The organism is Ructibacterium sp. SJQ-7 (assembly GCF_054696575.1).
Genome location: NZ_CP195193.1, coordinates 833195 through 850612, shown reverse-complemented (window position 1 = coordinate 850612; position 17418 = coordinate 833195). Strand labels below are relative to the sequence as shown.

Sequence of the window (17418 nt, the reverse complement as noted above, 5' to 3'; positions counted from 1 at the left end):
TCTGTGAAAGGAAGATAATAATGGAAGATAAGAAAATCATATTTTCAGGCGTACAACCGTCGGGAAATCTTACACTCGGAAACTATTTGGGAGCGATAAAAAACTGGGTTGACATACAGAAAGATTATAACTGTATATACTCAATGATGGACTTGCATACAATTACAGTTCGTCAAACTCCTGCTGATATAAGAAGAAGAACTCTTGAAGTGCTTGCTTTGTACATCGCTTGCGGAATTAATCCGGAAGAAACAATTTTGTTTATTCAGTCGCATAACCCTGCACACGCAGAGCTTGGCTGGGTACTTAACTGTTACACATATATGGGTGAATTGCAGAGAATGACGCAGTTTAAGGATAAGTCTGCACGTCATGCTGAAAACATCAATGCGGGATTGTTTACATATCCTGTACTTATGGCGGCAGATATTTTGCTTTACCAAACAGACTATGTGCCTGTAGGTAAGGACCAAATGCAGCATATTGAAATTTGCCGTGACATTGCACAGAGATTTAACTCGCTTTATGGTGATGTATTCAAAATTCCCGAAGGTATGCTTTCAAAGTCGGGTGCAAAGATAATGAGCTTGCAAGAGCCTGAAAAGAAGATGTCAAAGTCCGATCCTAACCCTAAGGGATATATTTCAATGATGGACGATATGAATGTTATCGCCAAGAAGATAAAGAGTGCGGTAACGGACAGTGAGGGTGTTATTGAATATCGTGAAAACGATCCGACAAAAGCCGGAATTAACAACCTTTTGAGCATTATGTCAGCCGTAACAGGCAGGAATATCGAGTCAATCGTAAAGGATTACAGCGGTAAGGGTTACGGTGACTTTAAGAATGACGTTGCGGAGGCGGTTGTTGAATGTATCCGCCCGATCAGAAATGAATATGATAAACTTATTGCCGATAAGCAGTACCTTATGGATATATGTCAAAGAGGTGCTGACAGTGCAAAGAGAATTTCACAGAGAACATTGAAAAAGGTGTATAAGAAAGTCGGCTTTGTGCTGTAATGGAGGGTAATATGTTAACTCGACAAGTTTTATTTATGATATTTGCATTCATCGTATCGTTCGCATTTACGTTTGCAACGACTCCTTTGGTAAGACGATTTGCTTTTAAAATCGGTGCGATAGACATACCGAAAGACAACAGAAGAATGCACAAAAAACCTACACCGCGAATAGGCGGTTTGGCAATTATTTTCGGATTTACGGTGGCGACATTGTGCTTTGCACAGCCGTCACGGCAGCTTTACGGAACGCTCGCAGGTGCGGCGATTATTGCCGTCATGGGCGTTATAGACGACTGCAAAAACCTGCCCGCTAAGCTGAAATTTGTAATTCAGATTATTGCCGCACTTGTGGTTGTGTTTGCAGGCGATATAAAAATCGATGTGTTCACAAACCCAAATTTCCTAAGCGACAATCCGTATTGGGTACTTCCCGAATGGCTTTCGGTAACGCTTACTGTTATATGGATTGTATTCATAACAAATGCGGTAAACTTTATTGACGGTCTTGACGGATTGGCGGCAGGCGTGTCGGCGATAATGTCAATATCGCTTGTGTTTATATCGATAAGAGTGGGTGAATATTCGATTGCAATTTTGGGTATTGCACTTATGGGTTCGTGTTTCGGATTTTTGCCGTTTAACTTTAATCCGGCAAAAATATTTATGGGTGATACAGGCTCGACGTTCTTGGGATTTATGCTTGCAACATTGTCTATACAAGGTGTGTTCAAGAGTTATGCGGTAATATCGTTTGCAGTACCGCTTTTGATTTTGGGATTGCCGTTGTTTGACGCATTGTTTGCGATGATTAGACGTATATTGCGCGGACAAAGTCCGATGACTGCGGACAGAGGACACTTGCACCACAGACTTGTGGATATGGGATTTTCCCAGAAACAAACCGTATTTATATTGTACGCAATAAGCGGTGTGCTTGGAATAACGGCTGTACTTTTGGCTGAAAGCGGCGTACTCAGAGCATTGTTGCTTGTAATATGCGTGCTTATACTTCTTTTGATTGGAAGTATGCTTGGAAAGAACAGTTATGTACATCAACATCAGGATAACAGAAATTTGACTGATGATAATGAAATTGACGTTGAAGAAGTTTCCGATAAAAAAGGTAATGAGGATAAGTAGGAAAGGATAGAGAAAAGTGAAAAAGTTAAAGGTTATGACAGTTTTCGGTACAAGACCTGAGGCAATCAAAATGGCTCCGCTTGCACTTGAACTGAAAAAATATGACAATATTGAATCAATCGTATGTGTAACGGCACAGCACAGACAAATGCTTGACCAAGTTCTTGAAATATTCGGCATAACACCTGACTATGACCTTGATATTATGAAGACAAGACAGAGTCTTATCGGAATAACAACAAGAGTTTTGGAAGGTCTTGACGAAGTTATTAAAAAGGAACAGCCTGATATTGTGCTTGTACACGGCGACACATCAACAAGTTTCGTTGCGGCACTTGCGGCTTTTTATAATCAAGTCAAGGTCGGACACGTTGAGGCAGGTCTGAGAACATACGATAAATATTCTCCGTTCCCTGAAGAAATGAACAGACAGCTTACAGGCAGAATTGCCGATCTTAATTTCTCACCGACAGAGCAAAACAGAAAGAATTTACTTAAAGAAAATGTTTCGGACGATATTATTTATATAACCGGTAATACGGTTATTGACGCGCTTAAAACAACTGTCCGTGATGATTATAAGTTCAAGGATGAGTGCCTTAACAACCTTGATTTTGATAATAAGAGAGTAATTATTGTAACTGCTCACAGACGTGAAAATCTTGGTAAACCGCTTGAAAATATCTGTAATGCGTTAAAGCAGATTGTTACGGAATATGAAGATGTTGAACTTGTATATCCTGTTCACTTAAATCCGGCTGTTCGTGAAACTGCATTCGGTATTCTCGGCGATATGGACAGAGTACATCTTATTGATCCTCTTGACGTTGAAGAACTTCATAATGCTATGTCACGTTCGTTTATGGTTATGACAGACAGCGGCGGAATACAGGAAGAAGCACCGGCACTTGCAAAGCCTGTTTTGGTACTTAGAAAAGAAACAGAACGTCCTGAGGCTGTTGCGGCAGGCACGGTTAAAATAGCAGGTGTTGAAAAGGACGATATTGTACGTCTTGCAAAGGAATTGCTTGACAGTGAAGATGCGTATAATAAAATGGCACACGCTGCTAACCCTTACGGTGACGGTGAAGCGTCAAGAAGAACTGTTGAAGCTATTCTTTACGCATTTGGTTACAGTGACAAACGTCCTGAGAACTTTTCAGTAAAATAAATATGAGAATGGGAAAATTTCATATAAGATAGGGGGTACCCCAATGCAAGATTTGCTGAATAAAATAGACCGTCTTTTGAAAGAGAAAAAATTTTTTGAAGTAAAAAATATTGTGAAAGATGAGAATGCCGCAGACCTTGCGGTGTTGTTTGACGAACTGTTCGGTGAAGTGTTCGGTGAAAAGACTGAATTTATGATTTTGTTCAGACTTTTGCCAAAGGATTTGGCGGCTGAAACATTTGCACATATGAACAGCGATATGCAGAGCCATCTTATACAGATGTTTTCCGATAAAGAAATCAGAGATATTCTTGATGAATCTTTTATTGATGATACTGTTGATATAATCGAAGAAATGCCGGCGAACGTTGTTTCGAGAATTTTGAAAAACTCAACAACGGGCGAGCGTAAGGCGATTAATGAAATTCTGCGTTATCCGAAGGACAGTGCCGGAAGTATAATGACAATAGAATATGTCAGTCTGCATAAGGATATGACGGTATCGGAAGCTTTTGAAAAAATTCGTAAAGTCGGTGTGAATAAGGAAACTATTTATACTTGTTATGTGACCGAAAACAGAAAACTTATCGGTGTAATCACTGTAAAGGATTTGTTTATGGCTGATGAGGACGATAAGATTGCCGATATTATGGAAACGCATATTATAAGCGTTGATACACTTGAAGATAAGGAAATTGTCGGACATATGTTCAGAAAGTACGATTTTCTTGCATTACCGGTTGTTGATAAGGATAATCGACTTGTCGGTATCGTTACATTTGACGACGCTATGGACGTCATTCAAGATGAAAATACAGAGGACTTCTCAAAAATGGCGGCTATTGCGCCGAATGAGGAATCGTATTTCAGAACAGGTATTTTTAAACACGCAAAAAGCCGTATAGTATGGCTTTTGATACTTATGATAAGTGCAACGATTACACAGATTATAACGAATAGGTACGAGGCCGCATTTGCGGCAGTACCGCTTTTGGTTTCGTTTATGCCTATGATAATGGATACCGGCGGTAACTGCGGCGCACAAAGTTCTACTCTTATAATCAGAGGTATTGCACTTGATGAAATTCATTTTTCGGACTTTTTTAAAGTGGTGTTCAAGGAATTTAGAATTTCTATTATAGTCAGTTCGGTATTGGCGGTGGTAAACGGTGTGCGAATTTATATAATGTATCAGCATAAATGCGATTATCCGTTTATGCTTGCACTGACGATTGCATTGTCAATTATCGCAACAGTTATTTTGTCAAAGGTTATAGGTTCAATGTTGCCTATGCTTGCAAAAAAATGCCGACTTGACCCGGCGATTATGGCAACACCGCTTATAACAACAATAGTGGACTGTTGTTCGCTGTTCTTGTATTTTAATATTGCAACGATAGTGTTTTCACATATTGGAATTTTGTAATTATAAAGAGTGCCTATGCACTCTTTATTTAATAGAAAAAAAGTAGAAGGAAAAATTATGTTGGTACGCAGAGCAAAAATAAAAGATATTGAGAAAATAAACGAATTGTTATTGCAGGTAGCTATGGTACATCACTATGGCAGACCTGATTTGTTCAAGGCAAATTGCCGTAAGTATAAAAATGATGAGCTTGTTGAAATCGTAAAAGACGATAACCGTCCGATATTCGTTGCAGAAGATGACGGAGTAGTTATAGGTTACGCATTTTGCGTGATAACCGACCGTAAAGATGATAATGTTTTGACAGATATGAAGAATTTGTATATAGATGATTTGTGCGTTGATGAAAATATGAGAGATAAACACGTTGGTACTGTCATTTATGATTATGTCAAGAAGTATGCAAAGGAAATCGGCTGTTATAACTTGACGTTAAATGTTTGGAGCTGTAATGAATCTGCTCAAAAATTCTATGAAAAACAAGGTCTGAAACCTCAAAAAACAACTATGGAAATGATTTTGTAATAAGGGGACACAGCACGGATTCAGAAGTAACAATATGAATGCTGATGTTAATGGTGCGAACACGTTATTGGATATTTACAGTTACTATGTCGAACAGACCTCCATAGTATATGACTATTAATTGCCGACGGTTGAGAAATTCACCATCTTGTTGCGGAACTAAACGGCAAAACAGTAGGTTATGAGCAAATGGGTTATAGATTAGTCTGAAAAATTGAGCAGTGCGGGTTTGAGTTTAACCGTTGGTTTAATACGATTATTATAGATAAAATAATAAATGAACCGATCAAGGAGATAAAAAATATTAAGAAGTTCGTTGAAGTACAAAGAAAATTCGGATTTAAAAAAGCAAGGCACTCTGAAGTGAACCCCAAAATTTAGACAAAATTAAATATTAACTTGCTTGTGAATGAGTTCGGTATTGTACCGGACTCATTCCTTTTAGCTTTAAAGAAATTCTTTCATTGTTGTAATAATCAATATATCTTTTTAATTCATCTATGAAAGCTTTGACACTTTCAAATTTTTCACCATAAAACATTTCAACTTTCAATCTTCCGAAGAAGTTTTCCATCGCACCGTTGTCCATACAATTTCCTTTTCTAGACATACTTTGTACAATATTGTGTTCTGACAGTAAACGTTGATATTCCGAATGTTGGTATTGCCAACCTTGGTCAGAATGGAATAATGGTTTCGCATTAGCGGGCAGCTTTTTGAATAAACCATCAAGCATTTCTCTAATTTGCTGCAAATTTGGACTTAATGAAATTGAGTATGACACAATTTCTCGATTATACAAATCCATTACAGGTGACAAATATACTTTATCATTACACACTTTAAATTCAGTTACATCAGTTGCTAGTTTTTCAAAAGGTTTTGTAGCTGTAAATTCTCTTTTAAGTAAGTTGTCGGCTATTTTGCCGATTTCTCCTTTGTATGAACGATATTTACTGTTTTTGCGTTGTTTTCCTTTGAGATTAAGTTCTTTCATCAGTTTCAACACAGTTTTATGGTTAATTGTATATCCTTTTTGTCTTAATACAATTAAGATTCTGCGGTAGCCGTATCTGCCTTTATTAGCTAAAAATATATATAGTATTTCTTGTTTCTCTTTCTTGTATTTATCTTTGATTGGATGTTGTATATAGTAATAAAAGGTACTACGGGCTAAACCTGATAATTGCAGCAAGTCTTTTAACGGATATTTTTGCCTTAATTCATTGACTATTGCTGCTTTTTCTCTTCTTTTAACATTCTTTTCCGAACTAAGGCACTGAGTTTTTTTAAGTATTCATTCTCCATTCTTAATCGCTGATTTTCGGCAATTAAATCTTCTTCAATTTTCTTATCAAGTTTGGGTGGACGACCTTTTGCTATTCCATCTACTTTACTGGCTCTACCTCGTCTTTCTTTCATCAGACCTTCGGCTCCTTCTTCCAAGAATATGCGTTCCCATTTCGATATTACATCATGTTTAACATCGTATTTTCTCTCTGTTTCCATTATACCCAAATGGTTTTCTCGCATATCCATTATAACAGATAGTTTGAATTCTGGCGAGTGTTTTCTATATTTTTGCCCTTTCTTTGCCATAAAAATATGCACCTCCAAAAGTGTCTAACTTTTGGGGTGCATATCACTCTGCCTTGCTTTTTGTTTAATCTGTAATAACAACAGGTTTTGAAATACCGCCGTTACCGTCTGCTTTGGTGCTGTTTACGATAACCGCAATATCGGCATCACCGTTTACGTCAGAAACATTTATTTCAACTTTACGTCCCCATTGGCAATCGCCTTTGAATTTCTGCTCGCCGTTTACGAAAACTTCAACTTCATTGCCTGTAAGTTCTCTGAACACAATGAAATTATCGTTTTCATTAATATTAACGGTAGTTTTGTAAAGTCCGTATCCGGTTATGTTTTTAAATTTATCGTCGTATCCGCTGCCAACCGACACGATACCCCAAGTATTCATATCGTGGTCCTCAATTTTAACATTCGGGTCAGGACGTGTTTCTGATAAATCAACCGCTTGACGCCATTTTGCAATATATTTTTCATTCACTGACGGAATAAATATTTTTTTATTTTCGTTTGCAACTGATTTTACGGTAGCCGTTGCACTTTCAAGTCCGTCCGACGCTGCAGTAACTGTAACATTTTCCGCACCGTCCGATTGCTTAACTATTACTTGACACAAACCGTTAAACAGGTGTCTTTCTTCGGCTTTGTCGGCTTCGTGAGAATTAGGATCGCCGTTTCCGACACCGATTATTTCGCCGCCGTCGGCAGTGAATTTTATAAGATTATCGGCGGTCGGTACACTTACACCGTTTTCGTCAACAACTGAAATATTAAATATTACTGCGTCATCGCAACTGTCATATACAAATTCATTTTGCGGAGTGATAATGATTTTTTTTGCCGCATTTGCGGTTGAAACTTCGTCACTGCAAACCTCTTTGCCGTCAATATATCCGACCATTTTAAGAGTACCTTTTTCAAACGGAACAAACCAATCCGCCATATCGTACTTATCAACATTCTTTTTGCCGAGCGATTTGCCGTTTAAGAAAAGTTCAGCCTCACTGCAATTAGTGTGCGTCATAACACGCACTTCTTCACCGTTCTCAAAATTCCAGTGGGGAAGAATGTGAATCATCGGCTCATCTGTAAAGAATGCTTTGTTAAGATAAAAAGCGTCTTTTTTGAAACCGCAAGTATCCATGATGCCGAATTGAGTGCCGATTGACGGCCATTCAAACGGAGTCGGCTCACCGCGATAGTCAAAGCCTGTCCATATGAAAAGTCCCATAATGTGCGGACGAATATCGACTTGCTTAAAACCGTCACGATATGTATTGCCCCAAGGAGCGGCTTCACTGTCGTAACAGTCGATAATATTCTTGCTGTGGTCGGTCTTGTAAACACCGCGAGTTTGAAAAGCACTGTCGTTTTCGCTGCCCAACATCGGCATATCGGGGTACTTTTCTCTGAAGTCGTCATAAGTATGGGTGATATAGTTAAAGCCGGTCATATCAAGAATATCGCAAGCACCGCCGTCGGTTGTGACGCCTGTATTCATAGCACCCACAAGAAAACGGGTGGCGTCAAGTTTTTTTATTTCGCATTGAAGTCTTTCGGCAAGCTTTCTGCCTGTCGGAGTGCCTTGAAGCGGTTCTTCGTTAAACAGCGAGTACATAACGACAGATGGGTGATTTCGGTCACGCATAACCATATCCTGCACTTGCTTGATACCGTCGGCACTTGAATTAAAGTTACGGTTTTCGTCCATGACAAGAATACCGTATTTGTCACAATAATCGAGTATTTCTGGATTAGGGTTGCCGTGAGCACAACGGTACGCATTTGAACCCATTTCTTTTAAAAGCTTAATTCTGTATTCGTTCACGCTGTCAGGAACGGCAACACCGACACCTGCGTGGTCTTGATGGTTGCAAGTACCGTACAGCGGAACGTGTCTGCCGTTAAGGAAGAAGCCGTTGTCTTTGTTAATAGCGATTGTACGGAAACCAAATGTATTTTTTTGACTGTCGACAAGACTGTCGTTTTCATAAAGTTCACTGACCATTGTGTATAGGTTAGGCGCATCAATGTCCCATAAAAGCGGGCTGTATGTCAAAATACTTTGATTGACTTCGATTTTATTGCCGCCGGCAACCGAGAATTCTTTTTCATCTTTGCCGACAATATTATCTTCTTTGTCGAGTATATATGTTTTTAATCTGAAATTTTTGTTTTCATAAGACGAATTTTCAATCGTTGTATCTGTAGCCGCGTCCCATACGTCAACTGTTTTTCTTATAGGGTGAACAAACACACCCCAATGTGCGATATGTAACTTGTTTTTCTTGTACAGATTGACGTGACGGTATATGCCTGCTCCCTCATACCACCAACCTTCAATTTGTGTCGCGTCAACAAACACGACAAGGTCGTTTACTTGGTCGCCGTAAAGTGCCATATCTGTCGCATCAACGACAAATGAATTGTAACCGCAGAAATTTCTGCCGATAACGGAGCCGTTTAGATAAACTGTTGCATAGGAAGAAATACCCTCAAATTCGATTAAAATTTGCTTATCTCTGTCACTTTCATCAAGACGAAATCTCTTTGAATACCACGCTTTACCGCGTTTTTTGTATCCTTGCGACGGTCCCCATTTTTCTTCAAATTCATTGTATACCGCCCAGTCGTGCGGTAGGTTTACGGTTTCCCAATCGCTTTTGTCAAAATCTGGTGACGCCGCACCAATTGCACCGCCGGCTTTGGCTGCCATATAACATTCTGTATGTGTTTTTGTTTCCGGAAGTTCACAATCACCGTTGTAGAACTTCCAATCTCTGTCTAAACTGAATTTCTCCATAATATGCTCCTTTTTGTATTTTAATACCGCAAATGCCACCTCTCAGTCAACAGTGTTGACAGCTCCCCTTAAGGGGAGCCGATAAGGCGGAAAAAGCTGCCACTCCGCCATTGCGTGATTATATTTTACTTATTGAGTAGCTTACTAAATACCACCCTTCAGTCAACAGCGTTGACAACTCCCCTCAAGGGGAGCCGATAAGGCGGGAAAAGCTACCGCTCCGCCACTGCGTGACACATCTTCTCAAGGAGAGGGATATAAGGCTCCCATCGAGGGGAGCTGTCGGCAAAGCCGACTGAGGGGTGGTTTAACTAAAACTGATATTACTTTAATTATACCTTCAAAAATAAATATTATCAAGACATATTGACAAAAAAATAAATGTGTAATATAATAACTACAGATGAGATTAGATTAGACGAGAATAAATTTATATTGATATTTCTATGTCTTTTTCTAATACAAGAAAAAGGCTTTTTTGTTTTCACAGAAAAGCCGCCTTAATAAAAATAAGAAAGGCGGGGATTTGATGTTTAATTTAACCGTAGATGAAGTAAAAGAATTGTCAAAAAAGTACAATATGATACCGTTGACGATTGAATGTTATGCCGATATGGATACGCCGATAAGCGTGTTCAAGCGTATGCAGACAGAGAAGGATTGTTTCTTGCTTGAAAGTATCGGTCAAAACCACGTTACAGCGAGATTTTCATTTATAGGAAGAAATCCGTTTATCAGTTTTAAAAGTCTTAACGATGAAATAACAATTTCCGATTACACAGGAAAAACAAATACATATAAAGGCAAACCGATGGAGGAGCTTGAAAAGCTTATTGAAAAGTACAAAGCACCGAAACTTGAAAATATACCGTCATTTAACGGCGGTGCGGTAGGGTTTTTTGCGTATGACATTATACGTCAGTATGAACATTTGCCGAATATAAATCAAGACGATTTGCATTTACCTGATATGCACTTTATGTTGATGGACGAGATAATCGCGTTCGACCATATGCGTCAAAAGATTGTTATAATAGTAAATATTCACGCAGAGGGCGATATTGAAAATCAGTACAAAAAGGCAACAGGCAGATTACTTGACATTCAGCAGGAAATGACGGATCTTTCCGGACTTATGAAAAAAGAGAAACGCGAATATCGTTCTTCTTCAAAGATGGTTTCAAATATGACGAAAGAAGAATTTTGTGCGAACGTTGAAAAGGCGAAAGAGTACATAAAAAACGGCGATATATTCCAAGTTGTGCTTTCACAGAGATTTACGGTTGAAACGAATGTAAGTCCGTTCAACACATACAGAGCGTTAAGACTTATCAATCCGTCACCTTATATGTACTATTTGAATTTCGGCGATTATCAGATTGCAGGTGCGTCACCTGAAATGCTTGTGAGAGTTGAAAACGGAGTCGTTCAGACAGGACCTATCGCCGGCACACGCCCGAGAGGTAAGACTGTCGAGGAAGATATGGCACTTGAAAAGGAGCTTTTGGCTGACAAAAAGGAAATTGCGGAACATACAATGCTTGTTGATTTGGGCAGAAACGATATAGGCAGAGTCAGCGAATTTGGCTCGGTAAAGGTTACGCGATTTAAGTATGTGGAGCGTTTTTCACACGTTATGCACATTATAACAGACGTTGAAGGTAAATTAAGAAGTGACAAAACTTGTTTTGACGCACTTGGTTCAACACTTCCTGCAGGAACACTTTCGGGTGCACCGAAAATCCGTGCAATGGAAATCATTGACGAACTTGAAAAAACGAAACGTTCAACATACGGCGGTGCAATCGGTTACATCAGCTTTAACGGCAACTTTGACAGCTGTATAACAATTCGTACAGGAGTATTCAAGGACGGCAAGGCATATATCCAAGCCGGCGGAGGAATTGTTTACGATTCTATTCCTGAAAATGAGTATCAGGAGTCGATAAACAAAGCGTCGGCGGTGCTTAGAGCGATTGAGGAGGCAGGTGATATAGTATGATTATAATGATTGATAACTACGATTCATTTACATATAACTTGTACCAATATATCGGTACGATAAATCCCGATATAGAGGTGTATCGAAACGATAAAATAACGGTTGAAGAAGTGCTTGAAAAAAAGCCGAGTCATATTATTTTGTCACCGGGTCCGGGATTTCCGATTGATGCGGGAATATGCGTGGATTTGATTAAGAAAGCGGGAGATATTCCGATTTTGGGAGTGTGTCTTGGACATCAGGCGATAGGCGAGGCATTCGGCGGTAAGATTGTTCACGCACCGAGAATAATGCATGGCAAGAGTGACGTTGTAACGGTCAATATGGATTGCCCTATATTTGACGGAATAGGTGTAAAAACAGAGGTTGGAAGATACCATTCACTTGTGATTGACGAGGAAAGTTTGCCGAATTGTCTTAACATAACGGCAAGAAGTGATGATGATTGTATAATGGGTGTACAACATAATGAACGTCCGGTTTATGGAATACAGTTTCACCCCGAATCGGTACTTACACCCAACGGAATGAAAATGATTGAAAACTTTTTGAATATATAGTTCACAAGAGTGCAGATTGAAAATCTGCACTCTTTTTGCTATAATATAATTGAGGCGATTCGAGTGGACAATACGAAGAAATTTATGAATAAAGCGGACAAATACGTTTTATCACGTCCGTCATATCCGACAAAGCTGATGGATTATTTATACAACGAAGTCGGTTTTTCGGATAAATCGAAGATTGCGGATATAGGTGCGGGAACGGGAATTTTTACAAGACAGTTGCTTGAAAGAGATTCGGACGTTCGTTGTCTGCATCATATTCTCTTACGGCGAATGATGAAAAGTTTGATGAATATGTAAAAGAATTGAATGAATTATTTGACAAATACGAAAAAAAAGGTATTGCGACAGTGCCGAACTACACAGAAGTGTATATTGGTGAAGTATAGTGAATAATACCAAAACAGTATAGTTTCTTACTTTTTTTATAATAAGCTATTTACATAAAAAAATAAATGTGTTATAATATGTATGGATATAGTAAAAACACTAAAAAAAGAGGTTATTTTAACCTCTTTTGGTGTTATTCTTATCGACATCGTAATCTTTTAAAAGTTCGATGAAATCTATCAACATTTTACGTTGCTCAACGGAAAGTGAAGAAACAAGCGGTAAGAGTTGGTTGGAAAAGAAGTAGTCGTTTCCGGATGCACGATCAGATGAGTTGTCAATAAGCATATCAACAGTGACACCCAACGCTTGAGCGACACTGTAGTATTTATCTAAACTTCCTGCTGATCTGCCGTTTTCAAGAGCGGACAAATGATTGGCACTGATGTCTGCAAGTTCGGCTAATTCTTCTTGTGTTTTGTTGATTGAAAGTCTGTAATGTTTTATTCTGCCGCCAACAGTTTTATAGTCGAAAGTCAAACAAAACACCACCTTTAAAATATTATATATATTTTATCATATTTTTTTACCTATTTTAACAAAGGATACTTGTGATTTTTACAAGTATAGTGTGAGAAATATACAAGAGATTATACATATAGGAGGAATTTATTATGGGGTATTGGACTATATTAATATTTTGCAGTGTAGTATTGGCAGTGCTGATAACTGTAACTTGGTATTCGGTTAAGAAACAAAACGACAGAAGTGAGCTTGGTTGTGAGATGGGTGTAATAGTTGCAATTTCTTTTACGGTGTTTGCGTTGGTGCTTGACATACCGAGCGCGATTATGGGCGGTAAGAAAATTTATGTTGATGAATTTCCTCCGACTGTTACTCTGCAATATTTTCAATTTGTTAAAACAGAAAGTGAATATCTTATTTCTTTTAAAAATTTTAACTCTGATAAGTATGAAAAAAATGCGAAATATTGCATTTCATACACAGCACTTACGAAGAATGTGCTTAATATAGAAAAGGTGGACAAATAAAAAGCGTAGCATTTTTCAGCTACGCTTAATTTTTTGTTAGATTTCTTCAATAATAGGCAATATCATAGGACTGCGTTTTGTCTGTTCGTAAATATATTTTGCGACAGACGCTTTCATTGAACTCTTTAGAGTTGACCAATCCATATTACGTTTGCCAAGACAATCCGAAATACTTTCGCCGGCAACGTGTTTAACGCCCTCGATAAGCGATTCGGCCTCGCGTACATACACGAAACCTCTTGAAATAACATCAGGTTTTGAAACGATTTCTTTACTGTCGTGTGATATTGTAACAACGACAATAATAAGTCCGTCCTGTGAAAGATGTTTTCTGTCACGAAGTACGATATTTCCGACATCGCCGACTCCAAGACCGTCGACAAGTATTTTACCTGCCGGAACAGTGCCTGCGATTTTTGCGGTTTTTGAGTCAAGTTCAAGCACCTGACCGTTTGAAAGTACAAAACTGTTCTTTTCCGGTATACCTACTTTTTGCGCAAGTTCCTTGTGAAGAACAAGATGACGGTGTTCACCGTGTACAGGAATAAAGAATTTCGGCTTTGTAAGTGCAAGAATAAGTTTTAATTCCTCTTGACAAGCGTGTCCCGAAACGTGTACTTCCGCAAGTGATTTATAAATCACTTCCGCACCTATTTTAAACAATTCGTTTACGACATTTGAAACCGACTTTTCATTACCCGGAATAGGTGTTGCACTGATTATAATAAGGTCGTCCTTTGTGACCTCGACTTTTCTGTGGTCAGAAAAAGCCATTCTTGTCAGGGCACTCATCGGCTCGCCCTGTGAGCCTGTTGTAATAATAACTACTTGGTTCGGTCTGTATTTTTTTATGTTGTCAATATTGATAAGTACGCCTTCTGGTACTTTCATATATCCGAGAAGAATTGATATTTCAACGATATTTTCCATACTTCTTCCCGAAACTGCTACTTTACGTCCGTTTTTGGCGGCAGCGTCGATAATTTGCTGCACTCTGTGCACGTTTGACGCGAAAGTAGCGACTATAATACGTTTATTACAGCCTTTGAAAATCTGTTCAAATTTTTCACCGACACTTCTTTCACTCATTGCATATCCCGGTCGTTCAACATTTGTACTGTCAGAAAGAACGGCAAGAACTCCTTCTTTTCCGAGTTCACCGAGTCTTGCAAGGTCAATCATATCTCCGACGATTGGAGTAGTATCAATTTTAAAGTCACCCATATGAATAACCGTTCCGACAGGTGTTTTGATTGCAAGAGCAGCAGAGTCTGCTATAGAATGGTTGGTGCGGACAAACTCAACAGAGAAGTTTTGTCCCGCATTAATTACGTTTCCGTACTTTGCACGAACAAGCTTTACGCTTGATAAAAGATTGTGTTCCTTTAATTTATGTTCGACAAGACCGATTGTAAGTCTTGTACCGTAAACAGGAACGTTGATAGCCTTTAGGAAATAAGGCAATCCGCCGATATGGTCCTCGTGACCGTGAGTAAGAAAAATTCCCTTGATTTTTGACCAGTTCTTTTCAAGATAGGTAATATCGTTTATTACCATATCTACACCTGGCATATCATCATCAGGGAAAGCCATACCGCAATCTACCATTATAATTTCGTTTCCGTACTCAAGGGCGGTTAAATTTTTTCCGATTTCATCAAGTCCGCCTAATGGTATGATTTTCAGTTTTTTAGCTTTTGCCACAATTTTACCTCCGTTATTTAATTTTTTCCGACCATTATTACAACAATATTATTATACCACATTTGTCTGACGATAGTCAACATAAATATGGCTACTTGATAAATTAAAGTGTTATAATATAATATGAGAGTATAAATACTGAGTATGTCGACAAAATGTCGACAGCTTAAAAAATTACATCTGTGATGTAATTTATGATTTTTAATGTGGTTAGTACCTCAAACTTTCAAGAACAAAACAGATAAAAACATTCATAAACAATCATTAGAATGTACAATATAACTAAAAGTCAGCGAAATATGTGCAACATATACAATTATTTTGTATATAATTTGTGAATGAATTTGATTGACAATGAGCGAATTTGATTGTATAATACAAATAGAAACAGTCAAAAACGTTCAAACGATAAAAGGAGGCGAGAGAATGTTACTTGAAGAAAGACTTGATGAGATAGTAAAGATAGTAAACGAAAGAGGAAGTATATCTAATCAAGAATTGGTCAAGATGTTTGGTGCATCTGAATCGACAATCAGACGAGATATAACAACTCTTGCCAATGATAACAGAGTTATACGAGTACATGGCGGTGCAATGTCGGTTGTATCGGGCGGAGGAATGGAAGATTCGGAAGTCAGTGCAAGACGTATTCAAAACAGTGATGAAAAAATTAAAATCGCAAAATATGCGGCGTCACTGATAAATGAAGGCGACCTTGTATATATTGACGCAGGAACTACCACTGAATATATGATTGAGTATATAACCGCCAAGGACGCAACTTTTGTTACAAACGCTTTATCTCACGCAGTCGGTCTTGCGAGAAAAGGCTTTAAAGTATATATAATCGGCGGACTTATCAAATCGGTGACAGAGGCGATTATAGATTCCGAGGCGATTATATCACTCTCAAAATACAATTTCACAAAAGGCTTTTTCGGAACTAACGGACTGAGCAGTGACAGAGGGTTCACAACTCCCGATGTCAGAGAGGCGGATATTAAAAATTTTGCGATGAGAAGATGTGCAAAGAAATTTGTACTTTGCGATTCGTCAAAATTCAATAAAATATCAAAAGCAACTTTTGCGGCTGGCAGTGACATAACCGTAATAACGGATAAGATAACGGAAAATATTAAAGGATATAATATAAAGGAGGCTGCTCAATTATGATTTATACCATAACATTCAATCCCGCATTGGATTATATAATGGTTGTTCCGTCTTGCAGAAGCGGTGAAGTAAACCGGACGGAATCCGAAAAGATTATGGCAGGCGGAAAAGGTATTAATGTTTCAATTGTGCTGAACAATATGGGTGTCGAAAATACGGCACTTGGCTTTATATCCGGTTTTACGGGCGGTGCGATTGAAAATATACTTGCCGATATGAATTGTAAAACCGATTTTATAAAGCTTGACAACGGTTTTTCGAGGATTAACGTGAAAATAAAATCAGACGCCGAAACAGAAATAAACGGTCAGGGTCCTGATATTTCAGACGGTGCGGTAAAGAAACTTTACGAAAAACTTGACAGTTTGAATGACGGCGATACGTTGGTACTTGCCGGAAGTATTCCGTCATCGCTTTCCGATTCGATTTACTGCGAAATTATGGACTACCTTAAAGATAAAAAATTAAATATAGTCGTTGACGCAACAAAGGACTTGCTTGTGAATGTTCTTAAGTATAAACCGTTTTTGGTAAAACCTAATAATCACGAAATAGGTGAAATATTCGGTGTTGAACTTAAGACGAGAAGTGAAGTTGTTCCGTATGCAAAGAAAATGCAGGAAATGGGTGCGAAGAATGTACTTGTTTCAATGGCAGGCGAGGGTGCGGTGTTCGTTGGTGAAAACGGAGAAGTGTACGAAAGTGAGGCACCTAAAGGCAAATTAGTGAACTCAACGGGAGCAGGCGATTCAATGGTTGCCGGTTTCCTTGCGGGATATATGGAAAAGCAGGATTTTATGTATGCACTTAAGATGGGATTATCGGCAGGCAGTGCAAGTGCATTTTCGGAAAATCTTGCGACCAAAGAAGAAATTTTAAATGTATTTAAAACAATATGAGGAGGTAAAAATT

16 protein-coding genes are annotated in these 17418 nt (G+C 38.5%); 11 read left to right on the top strand and 5 right to left on the bottom strand.

Annotation, left to right across the window (positions count from 1 at the left end; translation table 11 throughout):
* The first annotated feature begins 20 nt into the window (after nucleotides 1-20).
* From trpS to ACSAMO_RS03695, 5 genes are read left to right on the top strand one after another with little or no spacing between them, the layout of a single operon-like run.
* Nucleotides 21-1022, top strand: coding sequence for a tryptophan--tRNA ligase (trpS, locus tag ACSAMO_RS03715; protein ID WP_022230156.1), 1002 nt, complete (start codon nucleotides 21-23; stop codon nucleotides 1020-1022).
* A gap of 35 nt (nucleotides 1023-1057) precedes the next feature.
* Nucleotides 1058-2164 (top strand): glycosyltransferase family 4 protein, encoded by a 1107-nt coding sequence (locus ACSAMO_RS03710; RefSeq protein ID WP_308457033.1) that lies wholly within the window; start codon nucleotides 1058-1060, stop codon nucleotides 2162-2164.
* Between the two features lie 16 nt (nucleotides 2165-2180).
* On the top strand, nucleotides 2181-3335 hold the full coding sequence (gene wecB / locus ACSAMO_RS03705) for a non-hydrolyzing UDP-N-acetylglucosamine 2-epimerase (RefSeq protein ID WP_022230158.1): 1155 nt from the start codon (nucleotides 2181-2183) through the stop codon (nucleotides 3333-3335).
* Nucleotides 3336-3378: 43 nt separating this feature from the next.
* A complete protein-coding gene (gene mgtE / locus ACSAMO_RS03700; RefSeq protein WP_022230159.1) occupies nucleotides 3379-4761 on the top strand; it encodes a magnesium transporter in 1383 nt (460 codons plus the stop codon).
* Between the two features lie 57 nt (nucleotides 4762-4818).
* The gene (locus tag ACSAMO_RS03695; RefSeq protein ID WP_499209874.1) at nucleotides 4819-5286 is read left to right on the top strand and encodes a GNAT family N-acetyltransferase; all 468 of its coding nucleotides are present in this window, start codon (nucleotides 4819-4821) and stop codon (nucleotides 5284-5286) included.
* A gap of 394 nt (nucleotides 5287-5680) precedes the next feature.
* Here the strand turns inward: ACSAMO_RS03695 and ACSAMO_RS03690 are convergent, their stop codons facing one another.
* From ACSAMO_RS03690 to galA, 3 genes are all read right to left on the bottom strand, one after another.
* On the bottom strand, nucleotides 5681-6583 hold the full coding sequence (locus ACSAMO_RS03690) for an IS3 family transposase (protein WP_176813171.1): 903 nt from the start codon (nucleotides 6581-6583) through the stop codon (nucleotides 5681-5683).
* Entirely contained in the window at nucleotides 6517-6885 is a 369-nt protein-coding gene (locus tag ACSAMO_RS03685) for a helix-turn-helix domain-containing protein (protein WP_176813169.1), read from the bottom strand. The genes ACSAMO_RS03690 and ACSAMO_RS03685 overlap by 67 nt, the downstream gene beginning before the upstream one ends.
* Before the next feature lie 64 nt (nucleotides 6886-6949).
* Entirely contained in the window at nucleotides 6950-9679 is a 2730-nt protein-coding gene (gene galA, locus ACSAMO_RS03680; protein WP_499209873.1) for a beta-galactosidase GalA, read from the bottom strand.
* Between the two features lie 529 nt (nucleotides 9680-10208).
* Between galA and trpE the strand changes: the two genes are divergently transcribed.
* From trpE to ACSAMO_RS03665, 3 genes are all read left to right on the top strand, one after another.
* The gene (gene trpE / locus ACSAMO_RS03675; RefSeq protein WP_022230162.1) at nucleotides 10209-11681 is read left to right on the top strand and encodes an anthranilate synthase component I; all 1473 of its coding nucleotides are present in this window, start codon (nucleotides 10209-10211) and stop codon (nucleotides 11679-11681) included.
* Entirely contained in the window at nucleotides 11678-12241 is a 564-nt protein-coding gene (locus tag ACSAMO_RS03670) for an anthranilate synthase component II (RefSeq protein ID WP_147513598.1), read from the top strand. Before trpE ends, ACSAMO_RS03670 begins: the two co-directional genes overlap by 4 nt.
* Before the next feature lie 63 nt (nucleotides 12242-12304).
* Nucleotides 12305-12547 carry a hypothetical protein gene (locus ACSAMO_RS03665; protein WP_499209872.1) on the top strand — a complete coding sequence of 81 codons (243 nt, stop codon included), beginning with the start codon at nucleotides 12305-12307 and terminating at the stop codon, nucleotides 12545-12547.
* 207 nt (nucleotides 12548-12754) lie between these two features.
* On the opposite strand, the gene ACSAMO_RS03660 is transcribed toward ACSAMO_RS03665, so the two are convergent.
* Nucleotides 12755-13117 carry a helix-turn-helix domain-containing protein gene (locus ACSAMO_RS03660; protein WP_308456181.1) on the bottom strand — a complete coding sequence of 121 codons (363 nt, stop codon included), beginning with the start codon at nucleotides 13115-13117 and terminating at the stop codon, nucleotides 12755-12757.
* Nucleotides 13118-13251: 134 nt separating this feature from the next.
* Between ACSAMO_RS03660 and ACSAMO_RS03655 the strand changes: the two genes are divergently transcribed.
* Complete coding sequence (locus ACSAMO_RS03655; protein WP_022230166.1) at nucleotides 13252-13629, top strand: hypothetical protein; 378 nt, start codon at nucleotides 13252-13254, stop codon at nucleotides 13627-13629.
* Nucleotides 13630-13665: 36 nt separating this feature from the next.
* Here ACSAMO_RS03655 and ACSAMO_RS03650 read toward each other — a convergent pair whose 3' ends face one another.
* Nucleotides 13666-15333: a ribonuclease J gene (locus ACSAMO_RS03650; protein WP_022230167.1), complete on the bottom strand. Its 1668-nt coding sequence runs from the start codon at nucleotides 15331-15333 to the stop codon at nucleotides 13666-13668.
* A gap of 426 nt (nucleotides 15334-15759) precedes the next feature.
* On the opposite strand from ACSAMO_RS03650, the gene ACSAMO_RS03645 reads away from it, so the two are divergent.
* Together ACSAMO_RS03645 and pfkB are read left to right on the top strand one after the other, a co-directional pair.
* Entirely contained in the window at nucleotides 15760-16506 is a 747-nt protein-coding gene (locus tag ACSAMO_RS03645; RefSeq protein WP_022230168.1) for a DeoR/GlpR family DNA-binding transcription regulator, read from the top strand.
* Entirely contained in the window at nucleotides 16503-17405 is a 903-nt protein-coding gene (pfkB, locus tag ACSAMO_RS03640; protein WP_022230169.1) for a 1-phosphofructokinase, read from the top strand. The genes ACSAMO_RS03645 and pfkB overlap by 4 nt, the downstream gene beginning before the upstream one ends.
* Nucleotides 17406-17418: the final 13 nt, after the last annotated feature.